The following is an 18386-nucleotide window of genomic DNA, read 5'->3' on the forward strand; positions in this document are numbered from 1 at the left end:
AATTTGCCACGTTTCCCGAAGAAAACACCCCTCCATCACCAAACTAGCGGTTGTTTTTCTTAATCACTTAATTTAACTTAAATCTAGTGAAACCTACCTTTATTGTGCCATTTTTACAGCTTGTCAATCAGAAAATATGTCTTCATTTCTCCTTTACCTTTAATGGGAATCATCCCTCTTTCCTGAAATAAATATTTACCACATAAAATTTTGTAAGTAAATTCCGTTACCTGAATTTTGTCAGGAACACCTTGGGATTCCATGCGGCTGGCAATATTTACGGTATCTCCCCAAAGGTCATAAATAATCTTTTTAATTCCAATTACTCCTGCTACCACAGGGCCACTATTAATTCCAATACGAATGCTAAATGGTTGTCCCTCTTTGGTATGAAAATTTTTAATTTCTTTTAACATATCTAAGGCCATATCTGCGATCGCTTTTGCATGATCTTCCCGGAAAATCGGAATTCCCCCTGCTACCATATAAGCATCGCCGATAGTTTTAATTTTTTCCAAGCCATATTGCTCGGCTAAGCGATCGAATACCGAAAAGATTTCATTGAGCAACTTCACTAATTCTGTAGGCGGAATAGCCGTACAAAGTTCGGTAAAATTCACAATATCCGCAAATAAAACTGTGGCTTCCGAGAAACTATCAGCAATAGTACTCTCCTGCATTTGTAATCTCACGGCGATCGGTCCAGGTAAAATATTAAATAATAACCTTTCGGTTTGTTCCTGTTGATATTGAATTGCTTCTTCCGCAATTTTGCGATTAGTCACATCTTCCACACTCCCTTCATAATAAAGCAATTCACCTTGGGAGTTTTTCACACTATGCGCTTTTTCTGAAATCCAGATCGTAGTACCATCTTTGCGCCGAGCTAAGGAGACAAATCTCTGGGTTTTATGATTCTTTTTCAAAGTAGAAACAAATTTTCCTCGGATCTTCGGCTCAACATATACTTGAGTGCTAATATCAGTAATTGTGTTAATTAGTTCTTCCGCTGAATCGTAACCTAAAATCTTGGCTAAAGCTGGATTAGCACTAATAAATTTGCCGTCAGGGGTAGTTTGGTAAATTCCTTCAGTAGCATTTTCAAAAATACTCCGATACTTTGATTCTGCTTGCAATAAAGCTCGCTCATATTCTTTATGGCTATTCAATTTTCGGATGATTTTAATCAATAAATAAATCACAAATAATAACCCAATTAATCCGAAAATTCTGATTAAATATTGAGTTTCTAAAAGTTTATTAATGCGAAGTTCTAGCAATTCATCTATAGCTGGTTGCATAACATCATAAAGTCGTAATTCTGATTCTATTGCTTCTGTAGCAGATGCAAATATTTCTATTGGTTGAATATTAATAGTTTTTGGACTAATTAGCTGTTTATTTAACATTTCTAAAAACAGATTTTTTGAACTAACAGCTTCTTGAAAATAAGCTGTTAGTTGCGGCTGCAATTCTCGATGCTCGACTAATATTTTTTCAATACCTCTTTTGCTCAAAACTGAGTTAGACTTAATCGATCGAGACAAAGTTACTAAACGACCTTTTTCTCGATCGGGCCACTTTTTGCGATCGGCTATATTACTACTAATTAATTTGACTTGAGCCAAATTTTCTACCGTGGCAGGTAGTAGATTTAAAATATATTTTGGGGAATTATCACTGTTGATAACTAACTTGGGAGATTGTTCAGATAAATTTCCAACATTCGCCATTAAAGAAAGAATATGTTTAATCAGCAAGGTATGATGAGCAAAACTTTCTTCAGCAGTTTGAGAAAAAGTTTTCTGTTTAATTTCTAACCACTGCTGTTTAATCAATTGCCATTTTTGATAATTTTCTAAAGTAAAAATCTTTTCTTTTTTCAGCGCATCTACAGCTTGAAAATAATTATCTATATGGTGTTGCTTAGATAAAACATTTTGTTTCAGAAAACCTTGCCCTTTTAAGTAAGAATAAGCTAATTGACGGTGTTGAATTAGATTAGCTAGTGGTTCCCGTAAGTAACGTTGATATTTTAAACTTAACCTTTCTTGACGTATCAATCTAACTTGATGAGTCAAAGTTAAGTTTTCTTGATAAATCAAAAGTAAAAATGGGATAACAAAAGCAAAGATCGCTGAAAAGGAGATAATTATTTTATGACTAGGGAGGATTTGCTTCATGATTGCAGTTGATATTTCCTATAGTCTAGCTTGGAGATAAATATTTGTAGAATGATATTAATACTGAGATTTAAGCTTGGCACGCTCTGTTAGCTAAATGTAAAATTTGCTCAAGAGCAAGTTAATCTAGTATCAATTTAGTGGTTTAATTTTGCCAAACCAGTCAGGTATTTTCTGATTATGCTTGGCAAAGGGCTAAATGTGTGAGCGATCAAGGAGTGAGACGGAATGTTAAGTTGGGATCAAACCGCTGCCGTAGCTGGAATGCGATGTGAACGTGCTTGGGTAGAAATAGATTTAGCAGCTTTAGCTCACAATGTACAGCAAATGAAAGGTCTTTTAGCACCCCAAACGCAACTGATGACGGTGGTAAAAGCAGATGCTTATGGTCATGGTGCTTGTACTGTAGCGCAAACGGCTTTACAAGCGGGAGCAAGTTGGCTGGGAGTAGCAACAATTCCAGAGGGAATTGAGTTACGCCAAGCGGGAATAAATGCACCAATTTTAATTTTAGGGGCAACGAATACAGCAGATCAAATTCAAGCGATCGCACAATGGCAATTACAACCAACCCTTTGTACGCCGCAACAAGCCTTAACTTTTTCCGAGACTTTGACTTCCCTAAATCAAATTTTACCTGTACACATTAAATTAGATACGGGAATGTCACGACTAGGAACTAACTGGCAAGAAGCCGCTGATTTTGTCCAGCTAGTTTATCACTGTCCAAACTTAAAAATAGCTAGTATCTATTCGCACTTAGCAACTGCTGATAGTGTCGATCCGACGATTATGAAAGAGCAACATCGGCGGTTTGCAGCAGCGAAAAGTGCCATAACTACTCGCTTAACCAACACCAAAATTAACGACTTAGGTAGGAAATTTCCCCGACTACATTTAGCAAATACAGCTGCCACTTTAACTAGCCGCAACTTACATTACGATATGGTACGAGTTGGCTTGGCTACCTACGGACTTTACCCGGCAACTCATTTAAAACAAGTAGTAGAACTGAAACCAGTCATGCAGGTAAAAGCCAGAGTTACCCAAGTGAAAACCATTGCTGCTGGTACTGGTGTTAGCTACGGTTATCAATTCATTGCTGACAAAGAAATGCGTCTAGCAGTAGTCGGAATTGGCTACGCAGATGGTATTCCTCGCAACCTTTCTAACAAAATGAAAGTTCTAATCCGCGGTCAGCAAATTCCCCAAATCGGAGCGATTACAATGGATCAAATAATGCTCGATGTTACTGCTATTCCCAACTTACAATCGGGAGAAGTAGTAACTATTTTGGGTAAAGATGGGGATTTACAAATTGGTGCTGATGATTGGGCCGAAATTTTAGGTACTATTTCCTGGGAAATTCTTTGCGGTTTTAAACATCGCCTCCCCCGTGTAGCGGTGGCAGAAGGCAGAAGGCAGAAGGCAGAAGGCAGAAGGTAAAAGGAAAGCCAGGTCAAGGGAGTTAAGCTTATGAGCTTAACTCCCTTGACTCTATCTCTAAGCACTCACAGTACTTAATTCTTTTGCGACTGGTTGTTTGATTAAGTCGAGGTAGAGGTTGCTTAATTGAGAAGCAACTCCATCCCAACTAAACATTTCTTGGACTCGTTTTCTGGCATTTATTCCTAATTCATTGCGCCATTTTGGTTGGCTGAGAATGCGATCGATCGCCACTGCAAAAGCGGCGCTATCTTTAGGAGGACAAAGTAAACCAGTTACTTCTGGCTTAATCGTAAACTGTAAACCGCCAACATCACTGCCAATAACTGGTGTACCACAAGCCATCGCTTCAATTGTTACTAATCCAAAAGGTTCGTAATGACTGGGAACAACAGTTAAATCGGCAGCAGTGTAGTAAATTGGTAAAGCCTCTCGGCTCAATCTTCCGGGAAAGATAGTAATATCATTTAAGCCAAGTTCGTTGACAATTTTGGCAATGCGATCGTGTTCTTTCCCATCACTATGTCCGGGTCTAAATCCACCGCCAATAATTAATTTTAACTGATTATTTTTCCTGGTTTCAGATTGACCAACTGCACGGACTAAAGTTTCAATTCCCTTGCGTTTATCAAAACGACCCACATACAAAATTATTTGAGTTTCGCGATCGATTCCCAACTTTTCCCTAGCAGCTTCCCGACTAATAGAACCAAAATGACTAATATCAGTACCGCAGGGAATAATATCAATTTCACCTTTCTGAGAAACTAAACTTCTCATGTGTTCCCTTTCCTGGGGACTAGTTGCCACAATTCTATCAGCAGATTCTAACACCGCCTTTTCTGTACCCAAGCGAGTAGTAGCAATCATGGGAATTGTGGTGACAGACTTATATTTTACAGCACCTAAAGAATGGTAAGTATGCACCTGTTTCACATCAAGTGTTTTTTTCAGTTGCATCCCCACCCAAGCAGAAAGCCAGTAATTAGTATGAACTAACGAGTAATTAATTTGATTGTCTTGCTGAAATTGGAGGAATTTATTAACAAACTCTGGTAAATAGGCAAAAATATCATCTCTGGGGACAAACTCCTCTGGCCCAGCAGTTAAGCGAATTGTTCGACAATTGGGACTATGTTGCACAATTGTCGCTTGTTGAGAATTGGCTTTGCGAGTGAACATATCAACTAGCCAACCTTTTTGTGCTAGTGCTTTACCTACTTGACGCACATACACATTTTGTCCGCCAGCTTCTTCCTTACCAATTTCAATTGCTGGATCTCCATGCACTGATATGAGAGCAATGTGCTTTTTGATTGGGGAAAACATAGTTTTGTAATGGTTGGTGTGATTAAATGACAGCTAAAAAAGATCTTGTTTCTGTTAGTTTTAGTAGTTTGAGGTTCGCTGTCTGATTAGCTCTAAAAATTAAGTAAGAGCTTTTGATTTTTAGATTAAACATCAATTTGTCCGATCGCATCGACTGTGGGAGAGATTGTTCTTCTCAGCTTGAGATGTTAACGTTTGAAATTGAAATACAACAACTTTTATCTCTCGTTTCCACTTTTCTCCTGTATAGCTTCAGCCATTCTCATCTTCTTGGCAAGTGCCAATAACCGAACCTTTGGGGTTCCAGGGACTCCAGGGGAACATTCAAAACTGAAAACTTTCCCCAGTCTCCAGTTCCTAGTCCCGAAAACCAGTCCTGTGCTGCATCAAAATCAGCTAATTTTACGAAAAGAACGGAGAGGGAGGGATTCGAACCCTCGGATGGGTCTTACGATTCCATCAACAGATTAGCAATCTGCCGCTTTCGACCACTCAGCCACCTCTCCAAGGTGACAGAAATTTATAGTAGCACGTTTTCCTCAGATAATCCAGTCAATTTTCAATTAATTTTTGGGTTCTGAGTTTTAAGCATCTGTGTCCTTAAACTAGGGGGATTTGGACGGTAAAGGTTGAGCCTTGTCCGTAGCCTGGGCTTTCGGCTTGAATGGTGCCGCCGTGTAGTTCGACTAGGTAGCGGACGATCGCTAACCCCAAACCTAACCCCCCGTAGGAACGAGTGATCGAACCATCTTCTTGGCGGAATCGATCGAATACATGAGGCAAAAACTCGACACCAATACCTCTGCCATTATCACTAACTTGAATTTGTGCTTGATGATTACATCTAGTTAACCGCACTTCTATTTGTCCTCCAGATGGAGTAAATTTCACCGAGTTAGAAAGCAAATTCCAAACTATTTGTTGTAAGCGTGTGCCATCGCCTAAGACAATTCCCACAGAGGAATCTAAATCAGAGTGAATTTGAATATTTTTGGCTTCTGCGGCTAAATTAATCGAAGCGATCGCCTGTTCGATTACCATCTGTAAAGATACAGGTTCAACTTGTAAAATCAATCTGCCGCGGATAATATCCGACATATCCAGCACATCTTCAATTAATTGCGCCAAAGCTTGAGTATTGCGAGAAATAGTTTCGATCGCCCTCGCCACAGTTTCCGGGCTAAAATTTCGCGTCGGGAGCAGTTTCGCCCAACCTAACATCGAATTCAACGGAGTCCGCAATTCATGAGAAATAGTTGCTAAAAACTCATCTTTCAGGCGATTTGCTAATGCTAACTCTTCAGATTGTTTCTGTAAAACTTCTCTAGCTTTTTGTCTTTGAATCGCCTCTGCAAGAATATTCGCTCCGGCTTGCAAAAAATGAATATCATCTTGAGTAAAGCTGTATTCTTCGATTGTATGAACTTGCAAAGCACCAAAAGCTTGGGGAACACCCGCAATTATCGTACTTAATCCACTGATGATTTGATATTCTTGCAACAGCGAGGAAGGAGTAAACCGAGATTCCGATCGCAAGTCCTTTACCACAACTGGTTCCAAAGCGTGTAAAGTATAACCAGCTTGCGATCGCAAACCACTATTAACTGTAGCTTTTCCAACTAACTCTTCCGGGAAACCAAAAGCGGAACGCAACAGCATTTTTTCTCCATCGGGCAACAGTTGCAAAATTTCGCAATATTCCACCTTGAGAATCTGGGCAATTAGACTTGTAGCTTCCTTCATTAATTCATCTACACCGATTCCAGATAAAGCCTTTTGCCCTAGATCGGCGATCCCCGCCTGTTGTTGTGCCCGCACTCGCAAAGCTGCCTCTGTACGTTTGCGTTCCGTAATATCGATCGCTGCCGCAGTAATTCCCATAATTCGATCTGACTCATCCCGTAAAGGTTCTACAGTCAAATCGTAATAAGAAAACTCTCCCGTTTTACTGGCGTGAACTTCTTCCCGAACTCCCTTTCCAGTTAATAACACTCGCCGCTTAATTTCAGTTAACTTAGCCGCATCTTCCAGGTGCATGAGATCTAAATCTGTTCTGCCCAGAATATCCTCCGGTTTTTGTCCTAGTTGCGGATTGTAAATCCAAGTGTAGCGAAGTTCTCGGTCTTGGTTAAACACTACGATCGGCGAATTTTCCAAAGCAATACGGAAGCGTTCTAAACTTAATCGCAAAGCTTCTTCAGCACGTTTGCGCTTAGTAATATCGTGAGTAATACCGAGAATTTGATAGAGTTTTCCTTGGTCATTAAGTAAAGGAATATAGCTAACGATCGTCGTGTAAGTACCATAAGTAGGTAAAGTAGTAGTGCATTCAAAAGTTTGAGTAGTCAGAGTTTCCACCGTTCGCAGCAAAAATGGTAAATAGCTTTCCGTAACTTCTGGTGGATAAATTTCCTCATCTCGACGACCTAAAAATGCTTCTAATGGTAATTGCGATCGATGTAACCCTTCGGCATTGACAAACTGCAAACGGCGATCGGCATCATAAATTACAAAGGTATCCGGGATATTATCAACCGCAACTCGGAACCTTTGTTCGCTTTGCCGCAAAGCTTCTTGCACCTGCTTTTGTTCGTGAATATCAGTAGCAGTACCAAACCATTTAATAATTTCCCCTTGACTACTGCGAAGCGGTAAACCGCGACTGAGAAACCAGCGAAACTCCCCATCTACCCTTTTAATTCGATGTTCGCACTCGTAAAGTTCTCCAGTTGCTACTGCACTTTCCAAGCATCTACCGTCCGTTGTTTATCCTCTTCATGAAGAACAGGTTGCCAACCCCAATTATGTCCTGCTACTTGAGGAATCCCGCTAAACTCCGTCCAACGCTGATTATAATAATCCACAGCACCATCGGGCAAAGCCGTCCAAACAATTTGGGGCATCGATTCAGCTACCATGCGAAATTGCTGTTCGCTGTGCCGCAGTGCCTCTTCTGTTTCCTGTAACTCTTGCAAAGCTCTTTCTCTTTGAATTACTTCTATTTGCAATTGAGCAGTGCGCCTTTGAACTCTTTGTTCTAGTTCGGCATTTAGTTGGCGAATTTGCGCTTCAGCTTGTTTTCTTTCGGTAATATCTTCCACAATATAAGCAAAGCGGGAACGATTGCCCAATTTCACTGGAATCGAACTAACCGTTGCAGATAGCCAGCGTTCACCTTCAGAGTTATTATGCGGATATTCAAAACGAACTGGGGCTTGGGTGCGATCGGCTTCTTGGTAATATCTAATCCACTCTTGAATATGTTGTTCGGGGCTGCCCATTTCGCTACCCCGGCGATTTCGCATTTCTTCAACTTCACTACCAAAAAATTTGGCTGTAGCTGGATTATCAGCGATGTGGAGAATGTCTCGATCTTCAATTAATTCTACAATTCCCATCATCATTGGTGCAGCGTCGAAGAAACTTTGCAAGGTTTGTTCTGCTTGTTTGAGTTGGCTAATGTCTCGTCCTTCGGGAATTAGTAATACTACTTCTCCGGTTTCGTTACGTACTGGTTTGATGGAAAAGTCGATCGTAACGACAGTATCTCCTACACCTAAAACATCTACTTCGTAGCGAATAAATTCACCATTAGCGGCTCTTTGAATTGCCTGTTTTAATCTTGCTTGAGTTTCTGGGGAAATTGTCCACCAGCGAGCTTCCCAAAATGGGCGATCGAGTACATCTTCTCGCTGTAAACCAGCAAAATTCAAAGCGGTTTCATTAGCTTCAATTAAAATGCCATCTGGTTGCATTAATCCAATAAACTGAAAAGTTTGATTAAAGATAACCCGGAAAAGTTCTTCGCTTTTTTGCAATGCTATTTCTGCCTTCCTTCTTTCTTCGATTTGCTGTTGTAATTCTCGATTTGCTGCTGTTAGTTGGGCGGTACGTTCTTGGATACGAAATTCTAAATTACTATTTAGCTGTTGCAGAGAATCTTCCGCTTGTTTGCGTTCGCTCAAATCTCGCATTAATTTGGAAAAACCAGTTAAATTTCCCTTTTCATCTCTCAAAGCCGTAATAATTGCATTTGCCCAAAATCGAGAACCATCTTGGCGAACTCGCCAGCCTTCATTTTCTATGTATCCTTCAGTAGCGGCAATTTGCAAATAGCGATCGGGCTTACCTTCAGCAATATCTTCCTCTGGATAAAAGCAAGAAAAATGCCGTCCGATAATTTCCTCCGATCGATATCCCTGGAGATTTTGTGCGCTTTGATTCCAACTAACAACTGCTCCTTTTAGATCTAAGAAGAAAATTGCATAATCTTTTACTGATTCAACTAATAAACGATATCTTGCCTCACTTTCTTTTAATGCCTGTTTCCCTAATTTTATCTTCTGGTTAGCTGTAGTTAATTGATGAATAATTTTACTAATAAAAAGTCCTTCCAAAACAAATAATATTAACCTGATATTTTGACCAATACTAACAGCAAAAACTGAATTAGTGGGCGACAAAAATAGGTAATCGCTAACTAATGCTGACAAAATTGTAGCTAAAAATCCTGCCTTAATTCCGCCATAAAGCGCACTGACAATCACAGCAGTAAAAAAGAGTAGGAAAGGGATTTCTACATCCAATAATGGCTCAAGGAGTAATTTTACTCCCAGCACTATGCCCACTGTCAAAAATGCTACTCCATATTGTAGAATTGACGATGGTGGAGAGTTGTCTTTTCCTGTTCTGTTCATTTGATCGGTTAAACGCGAATAAGATTGAGGAAAGCTGATGAGTTAAGAGTAGAGATGTTGTATACAACGTCTCTACTCCGCTACAAAAGTTTGCCTCATACTTCAAATTTATCTGGAAATTATTTTTTAGGGAGTGACACAACGCTGGTTAGCTTTTCTTGGATGTCTACAATCTTTCAGCTGAGCGGCTTCTGTTAGCGCCGCTGGAGCGAAAGCTCCTACGAATTTACATTTAAACTCCTAATCTAGGGTTAACGAATTGTTTTAGCCGGAGAGTAATAAATTTTACACTTCTATGATTTTATGGCATTTCCCTCCTAAAATTTTAACTATTTCCCCAGATTATGTGCATATTTGGCGAATTAATCTAGACTTATCGACCGACTTATTGACAGATTTAGCAGTAAACTTATCCTTAGAGGAAAGGCAGAGAGCCGAAAGATTTTATTTTGAGCGAGACAGAAAAAAGTTTATTGCCTGTCGAGGATTATTAAGAATTATTCTCAGTCGTTATTTAAAAAGAGAACCCCATCAACTTGAGTTTGCATACTCGCCCCAAGGTAAGCCGAAACTAAAGAGTATTGATTCGGAAGAGAGTTTATGTTTTAATGTATCTCATTCGCAAAATTTAGCAGTGTTTGCGATCGCCCTTAACCGTCCAGTTGGCATCGACCTAGAATATTTACGCCAGATTCCCAACATCGAACAATTAGCAGAACGCTTTTTTGCCCCCAGCGAATTTAGCATAATTAATGCTCTGCCAACAGCACAACAGCAAGAAGCATTTTTTCGGTTTTGGACTATTAAGGAAGCTTACTTAAAAGCCACTGGTGAAGGATTAGCGGGACTGCAAAAAATAGCCGTTTCTTTTACATCGGAAAATTTAATTCATTTACACAACACCGAAAGTGATATTTTACTCAACACTCACTGGTTTTCTACTGAATTTAAACCAGACCCAGAATACACAGGTGCTTTGGTTGTAGAGGGAAAAAACTTCGGAGAGAATACAATAGCATATTTTACTTTAAACTTTGATTATATCATGAATTATTGATTGAAAAAAAGTGCATTCTACAAAGACGGCTTTGTTTTGTGATTCTTTTGGCGAAACTAATAGAAGATGCTAAAGTCTTTGTCAACCAACAAAAGGTTAATTTTGCCATCTTTCTGTAGTTGACCGTCGAGAACTCTGTAGCCATAAAATGAAAAGACTGACAAAGCCAAATCTGACAGGCAAGATGCCTATCCTACAGCTGAAAACTAAACTTATCCTGACGATTATCCCATTGCTCACAGGCTTTTTAGCAGCTGCTTGTCAAACTACTACGACAAATAATGCTACTACTACCCCCACAGCCCAAAATGCTGCCACTACATCCACCGCAGCGCCAGCTGCCACGGGAAATGGGTTGCGAATAGGTTCTTTGCTACCCTCCACTGGTGACTTAGCTTCCATTGGACAGCCAATGATTGCCTCCGTGCCCTTGTTAGTGGAAACTGTAAATCGATGTGGTGGTGTCAACGGTCAACCCGTCACCTTAATTTCGGAAGATGACCAAACTAAACCGGAAGCTGGCGCATCCGCAATGACGAAACTGGCAGAAGTAGATAAAGTCGCCGGAGTTGTGGGTTCTTTTGCTAGTAGTGTGTCTAGTGCAGCTGTGGATATTGCAGCACGAAACAAAGTCGTGTTAATTTCTCCCGGTAGTACCAGTCCAGTATTTACTGAAAGAGCGAAAAAAGGTGATTTTCAAGGTTTTTGGGCAAGGACTGCCCCACCGGATACTTATCAGGCGCAAGCTTTGGCTAAATTAGCGAATGAAAGAGGCTTTAAACGAGTTTCTACTGTTGTGATTAACAATGATTATGGTGTGGGTTTTGAACAGGAATTTGTGAAAGCCTTCAAAGCTTTGGGCGGTGTTGTAGTTAATGAAGCTAAACCGACTCGTTATGACCCAAAAGCGACGACTTTTGAATCAGAAGCAGCAGCGGCTTTTGCTGGTAAACCTGATGCGGTAGTAGCAGTTTTGTATGCGGAAACTGGTTCTTTGTTGCTTAAGTCTGCTTACGAACAAGGGTTAATGAAGGGAGTGACGGTAATGCTGACTGATGGTGTTTACTCTCCTGAGTTTCCCGAACAGGTGGGCAAGACTAGCGACGGTAAGTTTATTTTAGCTTCTGCGATCGGTACTGTTCCCGGTGCCAACGGTCAATCACTGACCGACTTCACCAAAACTTGGGAAGAAAAGAAAAAACGCCCCGTTAGCGCCTTCGTTCCCCATGCTTGGGATGCCACAGCTTTGTTAGCATTAGCCGCCGAAGCTGCTAAATCAAACACTGGGGAAGGCATTAAGAGTAAAATTCGCGAAGTTGCCAATGCCCCTGGCGAGGAAGTAACCGATGTTTGCAAAGCCTTAGAATTAGTCCGTCAAGGCAAAGACATTAATTACCAAGGTGCCAGCGGCAACGTTGACATCGATGAAAACGGCGATGTCGTCGGCAGCTACGATGTTTGGACAGTCTTAGATGACGGCAAGTTGAAGGTAACAGGCAAGGTTAGCCCACAGTAGGCGTTCCAGGGGCAGAGGGGCAGGGGGCAGAGGGGCAGAGGGGCAGGGGGGCAGGGGGGCAAGAAGACTTATTAACTCAAAAGTCTCTCACTTCCCCAGTCCCCAGTCCCCAGTCCCCAGTCCCCAGTCCCCAGTCCCCAGTCCCCAGTCCCCAGTCCCCAGTCCCCAGTCCCCAGTCCCCAGTCCCCAGTCCCCTTCCTTAGAACAATGTTGGGCCGAAGTTGTAGCCTAGACCAAACATGAATCCTAGTGCGGCATCTTTGGTGGTAAACCCAACGTTAAAGCGACCTGTGGCGGTAAATTGGGTAGAGATGGGGAAATCAAGTCCGGCAGTAATTAAACCGCCAACATTTCCACTGGCAGTTGTAATTAGTAAGCCACCGCCAACGAAGGGTAAGAAAGGAGTATTGGCGAGGCGAAAGTCGTAAGTTATGGGCAGGAGAATATCGAAGTCATCGCCAAATATTAGGGCTGGTCTAGCGGAAAATTCTCTGGTTAATCCGATTTTAGCGAGCAGGACAAAGCCTAAGTCTCCTACAGCTGGGCCGCCTGCAACTCCCAAGTTACCGCCGACACCGATGTAACTGCTACCAGTAGCGGTTGCCCGACCGGGTTCTACATCCTCAAATTGTGCTACTTCATCTGTTGTTTGTGGTTGTTCTAACAAAACTGAGGCGGAGGTTTTTGTTGTCCCTGGAAAGGGTTGCTGTTTTGCTTCTGTGGTTTCTGTTGCTTCTGTTGCTTCTGATTCCACATCTAAAGCTATGGCGTTTGGGGAATTGGAAGTTTCTTCTGAGGTTGGGTTTTGCTGACTAATCGGGCTGTTATTATTAATTGTTTCAGCTTGGGCTGGTAATCCATTAACTGTAGTTAAGGATACACTTAATCCACTAGCGATCGCTGCAACATAAAGAAAAACGTTTCTCTGGAAATCAAAAGTAAAATTACTCACGGTCACTCCTCACAAAGACTTGGTTAATTGCCAAAAGTCAAAATCACACTATAGTAAATTTTATCAGAAAAATTGGGTTCAAAACCCCATCCTTGTATGACGGCTTTATATAAAAACCCCCTTCGGAAAAGAAAGGGGTGCAATCAAAAAGGTTCTGGAGAATACAAAATTAATCCTCCAAAATAACTAAATTTTAGAAACTAAATCCGCGACCGAAGTTATAAGCAACACCCAACAATAAACCGACACTGGTAGTATCGACAAATGCTACTGTGACACTACCTACGGCGGTAAAATTAGTGCCAATGGGTATATCAATGCCACCAGTTAAAACAGCGCCAAAATTGCTCTCACGGTAAGTAGTGATAATTACTCCGGCACCGACGAAAGGAGCTAAATTAATTCTTTGAAATGGTTCTGCGGCGATCGGAAAATCGTAAGTAACGGGGATGATAATATCAGTATCATTGGAAAAAACAAACATTGGTCGGACAGACAAAACCCTGGTTAAACCGATTTTACTAAACAGTGCAAAACCATTATCTCCGATCGCAGATTCACCAGTTAAACCAATATTACCGCCAGCACCCACATAGCTAGAACCAGAACGAGTTTCTCGACCTGGTTCTATTTCATACTGTGCTACTTGAGTTTCCTTTTTGCTTCCAGAATTACTGTTGCTAGAATTCTCAGTTCTAGAGGTAGAAGTTGGCGACTTAGAGTTACCAACAGGTTGACCTAACAGACTGGCAGCAGAGGTAAAAGTTGTCCCTGGAACTGGCGGACTTTTTTCTAAAGATGAAGAATTTGTTAATGATTTTCCTGGGGAATCTATCTGGGGAGGGAAGTTAGATTTGTCAACTATCCCAATTCTACTTGATGATGTTTGTTGCGAGTTTTCTTGTCCAAAGGTGGGATTAGTTGATAATTGCTGATTAGTTTGAGCAACCATCCAGGGATAATTACCTGAGATTTTCGCTTCTGGTGTTTCGGCTTTTGCGGCTAAGTTATTCATCCCACTAGCCACAGCTGTAAGACTAAGCAGAAAAATAGCACGTTGCAAAAAAAGGTGATTCACTGTCACTCCTCACAAATAAAGTGGTTCAACCTTAAAAGATCAGTGAAATTTTATACTGAATTTTAGTCTACAGTTTTAATGTAGGGGATTTTTATAAGTTTTGCTACTAACCATAAGGGAGAAATCCTAAAGCTGAAATACTGGATATGAGGACGGGCAAGATGCCCATCCTACAATTTGTTCAGAGGAGAAAAGGGGTTTTCTGCTGCTCAAAGATTGCTGGTAGCGGCAAGTACTTGCCGAGAGATGAAAGGTAAAATGGCTTTGTTCTTACTGTGGGGTTTGCCTTCGGTAAAGACGATTAACAAGTAAGGTGGTTTGTCGGGAATCTCGATGTAAGCAGCATCATGACGGACTTGACTTGTCCAACCAGCTTTTGACCAAATTTGGGCGTTTTGCGGGAGTCCACCACCGAGAAAACCTGTAACTTGATTTTCGTCGTCCAGATTTAAGTCGGCGGGGTTAACGCTACGTTTCATTAATCCCATCATGGCTTGGGATGCTCTGGAGGATACGGCAACTCCGCCAATAATGCTATGTAGTAAGCGGGCGGTGGCGTTGGTGGTCAGCATATTGCGATTTTCCATCATTTCGCCGACAAATAGGCGTTCGCGCCCGTAGGGGCCATCACACCAGGTTTTTTGGTTGACGTTGATGGTTTCTAATTCTGCCCACCCCAAGGAATGAAAGTAGCGGTTAACGATGTTTCGCTGCAATTTCCAAGTTTCAAAGGGCCCTGCTGTGAGTTCTGGCCCACTGGTGGTGCCTGTTAAGACATCGACTATTAAGCTGGTGGCATCGTTGCTGGAGTCAACGATCATATCGCGGATTGCTCTTTCTAACTCGGCGGAGGTTTGGATCATGCCTTTTTCGATCCATTCGTAAACGGCAACGAGGTAGAATAGCTTGATGACGCTGGCGGGATAAATGCGATCGAATCCCCGATAGTTAAAGCCGCGAACTTGATGCTGCCAAAAGGTTTCGGGGTTTAATGCCCCACCAGTGTTTACTACTACTGGAGGATCGTAGACAATCCAGGTCATAGCTACTTGGTTGTGTCCTAATTCGGGAAATTCTGCCCAAGTTGCCTGTAAAATCTGATTACCCAGATTTTCTAGTTTTTCGTCTTTGCGGAAAAAGCTCATTCGATTTTAGATGTAAATTGTTCATTGTTGATTTTTAGCTTTACCTAGAAATATTTAGGTAAAGTTACCTCTGAAATCTGAGGCACTCCTGAAAGTAGTAGGTGTTATGAATCTTAGTCTATCAATTGAGTACATCTGCCAAACAAACCTCAATATATATGATTCTCCTAGCTGTAATCGTTTGGCAACTCAGGCGAAAGGGGGACGTTACCTAAAAGTTTTGTCCCAGTCGGCGGAAATGGCGGTTTCAGTTTGTTTGGTGGAGGATAATTATCCGGGTTGGTTGTTAAAGGATGATTTAAAGTGGCTGGAGAGGGCTGCAATAGGGTATCAGGCGATCGCATTTTCTCGCCCAGAAATTGAAAGTAAGTTACCGGAAATTATTGCTTTTACCCAAAATGCCATGCAACAACTCAATTGTTACCTCTGGGGTGGGACGTTAGGGCCAAATTACGATTGTTCGGGTTTAATGCAAGCGGCTTTTGCTGCTTCTGGGATTTGGATTCCGCGAGATGCTTATCAACAGGAAGCTTTTCTAGAAAAGGTGAGTTTTGAGGAGTTACAACCGGGAGATTTTGTCTTTTTTGGTAATAGTGAAAAGGCGACTCATGTGGGACTTTATTTAGGTAATAAATGTTATATTCACAGTTCTGGGGAAAAGTTGGGACGGAATGGGATTGCGATCGATGAACTTTCCGATCGAGGTGATGAAGTTAGCAAAGGTTATTATCGGCAATTACGTGGTTTTGGCAGAGTAGTAAAAAGTTACGAAATTAGTAGGGACGAAGTATTTCGGTAGTAAAGCTTTGCTTCTAATCAATAACTTATTTACCGAAATGCTTCGCCTTTAGTAAATGGGGATGTTCCCTTAGCGATCGGCTTTTGACTAATCACTAATCACTATTAAAAGATATCCAAGGGGCGAACTTCTGCGGGTAATTTGCTGGGGTCAGCTTTTTTATTAATGAATACCCAGACTTCCACAGGTTCATATCTACCCATCATGAGTTTAATTGGGGAAGAAAATTCGGGCATTTTTTCGAGCCGCTTGACAAATTCAGCATTGTGTTGATTATCTAAATGTTGTTTGTCTGCTTTGCCGCCAATTAATTGAGGAGCAGTAATTATTACGTTACTAGATTTAGCGGCTGTCAGTACTTGCTCCCAGTTAAGTTCTCCCAGAGTAAATTGCCAAAGCCAAGCTACACTTACTGGTTCATTTTCTCTTACCCAAGGTAGGGCAATTTGGGGGGGATTAAAAGTGCCATAGTTACCCAAGTAAGTAATTAAAGGTTTGGTGATTTTTTGTTGGTTGACAATTTCTTTGACGGGGGTCCAATCCCATTGTTCCCGACGTTTCATGGTGTTGGTATGATTGCCCCAAAGTAATTGTTGAGATGCTGCGTCACCTTTTTGATATCTAATTTCTCCTGGGGTTGGTGATACCATGACTGTGAGTTGATAACAGATTAAAACTGTGGCAATACCAGCTAACCATTTGTTAGTTGTCCATCCGGTTAAAGTGGCGATCGCGCCAACTGCTACAGATAAAGTAATTAAGGTGGGAGAAATTAACCGAGTGTTTTGATTGGTACCCATTGCGGAAAGCATCATCATGGGTAAACTGCCAGCTAAACAAACAGCGATCGCTCCAGCTGTTACCGCATTAATTTGCAGTGTCTTGTTCAATAATTTGATGATTAAAGTAGCGATAATCGCCAAAAATAACAGCGTCAACCCTACGCCCAGCAATGATTGAGAAAAGGCAAATAACCATTTTCCTAATGTTACCAAAGAACCTTTTTCGCCTAATGAATGGCGGACAAATTTACCGGAAAGAAAGGCTTTAGCAATTGCTGGTTTAAAGTTAAAAATCCACCAAGGTAACATGATAGCTACCGCCAATGCCGAACCTTTAATCATCCAGCTTAAATTAGGTCTAATGATAATTCTCCGCCAATTCAAAAATAGTGTGACTACCATCATTGGCGGAGCAATCAATAAAATTGGTGGTTTAGCTAATGCTCCCAAACCTAAAGCAATTCCAAAACCAATCCAACTAATTTTTCTCTCAGTTTCTCGGTTCCAATCTAGCAAAATAAAATATAGAATAGCGGCAATTGCTAGTTGTAGGGGATAGTCTACATAAAAGCGCATTGTGCCAGCAATAATCAGCGGACAAACTGCTAGAAAAATTACGGCAAATGCTCCAGCCTTTACCCCGGCAATTTTTTTAGCTGCTAGGTAAATAAATCCGCAAGTTACCCACAAAGATGCCAGGGAGACAAATCGCATTATTGTTGGATTAACTCCGAATAATAAGTTAAAAGGTAAAGCAATTAATCGATAAGCTGGAGGTCTACTTCTATCTTCATTAATTACACCTTTGAGAAATTCACCGATGCCACCTTGCTGAAAAAAAGCCACATCTCTATAGATGCGATTAATATACCGAGCTTCATCCCAATTGGTAGCGTAAGGATGAGCAAAAATCCAAAAAATACCCGCAATTGTTACTGCTGTCAGAGCGAGAAAAGCTAGAGAAATCCAAAACTTATCGCTAAAGGCTTTGAGTGCAATAATTTTGCTAAATTTTCGAGCAATGGTTTTATGAGACCAAAGTTCAGTTGTTACATTCATCATCTTAGTTAACCTGCCTTGAGGGTAGGGGGAATTGAAATTATTAAGTAACTTGACCTTTGCGATCGCCCTAAGTTCTAGGTATTTATCTATAACAAGTTATGAAAGCCTTGATGTTTGGTATATTTCTTGTTAACACACTAAAGTTATCCAAGTTTTCCAAGGTGCTTGGTTTTTAAATGATAGTAAAATTACTCGAATTTAAGATAGTGGTTGCTGCCTAACTTTATCGTAAATTCATAAATCTGCTGAATTGGTAAAAAATATGTAAAAATTAGCAACCAAGTATAGCAGTATTTTCCTTGATATTTATAGAATATCGAACAATGCTAGATAAGTAGAT

12 protein-coding genes and 1 tRNA gene are annotated in these 18386 nt (G+C 41.0%); 4 read left to right on the forward strand and 9 right to left on the reverse strand.

Translation table 11 applies throughout. The annotated features are described in order from the left end of the window. Positions 1–113 precede the first annotated feature (113 nt). Positions 114–2183, reverse strand: a complete 2070-nt coding sequence (locus ACE1B6_RS02385) for an adenylate/guanylate cyclase domain-containing protein (protein ID WP_413255631.1) — start codon at positions 2181–2183, stop codon at positions 114–116. Between the two features lie 228 nt (positions 2184–2411). Here ACE1B6_RS02385 and alr point away from each other — a divergent pair, with 228 nt between their 5' ends. Beyond that, positions 2412–3629, forward strand: coding sequence for an alanine racemase (alr, locus tag ACE1B6_RS02390; RefSeq protein WP_413255632.1), 1218 nt, complete (start codon positions 2412–2414; stop codon positions 3627–3629). Between the two features lie 57 nt (positions 3630–3686). Here the strand turns inward: alr and ACE1B6_RS02395 are convergent, their stop codons facing one another. From ACE1B6_RS02395 to ACE1B6_RS02410, 4 genes are all read right to left on the reverse strand, one after another. After that, positions 3687–4958, reverse strand: a complete 1272-nt coding sequence (locus ACE1B6_RS02395) for a glycosyltransferase family 4 protein (protein WP_413255633.1) — start codon at positions 4956–4958, stop codon at positions 3687–3689. A gap of 414 nt (positions 4959–5372) precedes the next feature. Next, a tRNA-Ser gene (locus ACE1B6_RS02400) sits at positions 5373–5464 on the reverse strand. A gap of 94 nt (positions 5465–5558) precedes the next feature. Further along, a complete protein-coding gene (locus ACE1B6_RS02405) occupies positions 5559–7706 on the reverse strand; it encodes a PAS domain-containing sensor histidine kinase (protein WP_413255634.1) in 2148 nt (715 codons plus the stop codon). After that, positions 7691–9655 (reverse strand): PAS domain S-box protein, encoded by a 1965-nt coding sequence (locus ACE1B6_RS02410; protein WP_413255635.1) that lies wholly within the window; start codon positions 9653–9655, stop codon positions 7691–7693. The genes ACE1B6_RS02405 and ACE1B6_RS02410 overlap by 16 nt, the downstream gene beginning before the upstream one ends. A gap of 295 nt (positions 9656–9950) precedes the next feature. Here ACE1B6_RS02410 and ACE1B6_RS02415 point away from each other — a divergent pair, with 295 nt between their 5' ends. Next, positions 9951–10712: a 4'-phosphopantetheinyl transferase family protein gene (locus ACE1B6_RS02415; protein WP_413255636.1), complete on the forward strand. Its 762-nt coding sequence runs from the start codon at positions 9951–9953 to the stop codon at positions 10710–10712. Positions 10713–10896: 184 nt separating this feature from the next. Next, complete coding sequence (locus ACE1B6_RS02420) at positions 10897–12228, forward strand: ABC transporter substrate-binding protein (protein WP_459562960.1); 1332 nt, start codon at positions 10897–10899, stop codon at positions 12226–12228. 199 nt (positions 12229–12427) lie between these two features. On the opposite strand, the gene ACE1B6_RS02425 is transcribed toward ACE1B6_RS02420, so the two are convergent. The 3 genes from ACE1B6_RS02425 to ACE1B6_RS02435 form a co-directional block, all read right to left on the reverse strand. Continuing rightward, positions 12428–13180 (reverse strand): hypothetical protein, encoded by a 753-nt coding sequence (locus ACE1B6_RS02425; RefSeq protein ID WP_413255638.1) that lies wholly within the window; start codon positions 13178–13180, stop codon positions 12428–12430. 193 nt (positions 13181–13373) lie between these two features. Then, the gene (locus ACE1B6_RS02430) at positions 13374–14258 is read right to left on the reverse strand and encodes a hypothetical protein (protein WP_413255639.1); all 885 of its coding nucleotides are present in this window, start codon (positions 14256–14258) and stop codon (positions 13374–13376) included. A 209-nt stretch (positions 14259–14467) separates the two neighbouring features. Next, complete coding sequence (locus tag ACE1B6_RS02435) at positions 14468–15403, reverse strand: serine hydrolase (RefSeq protein ID WP_413255640.1); 936 nt, start codon at positions 15401–15403, stop codon at positions 14468–14470. Positions 15404–15509: 106 nt separating this feature from the next. On the opposite strand from ACE1B6_RS02435, the gene ACE1B6_RS02440 reads away from it, so the two are divergent. Then, the gene (locus ACE1B6_RS02440) at positions 15510–16202 is read left to right on the forward strand and encodes a C40 family peptidase (RefSeq protein ID WP_413255641.1); all 693 of its coding nucleotides are present in this window, start codon (positions 15510–15512) and stop codon (positions 16200–16202) included. Between the two features lie 104 nt (positions 16203–16306). Here the strand turns inward: ACE1B6_RS02440 and ACE1B6_RS02445 are convergent, their stop codons facing one another. After that, the gene (locus ACE1B6_RS02445; protein WP_413255642.1) at positions 16307–18046 is read right to left on the reverse strand and encodes an ArnT family glycosyltransferase; all 1740 of its coding nucleotides are present in this window, start codon (positions 18044–18046) and stop codon (positions 16307–16309) included. Between the last annotated feature and the right edge of the window lie 340 nt (positions 18047–18386).

Source organism: Floridaenema fluviatile BLCC-F154 (genome assembly GCF_041929135.1).
GTDB classification, from domain to species: Bacteria; Cyanobacteriota; Cyanobacteriia; order Cyanobacteriales; family Aerosakkonemataceae; genus Floridanema; species Floridanema fluviatile.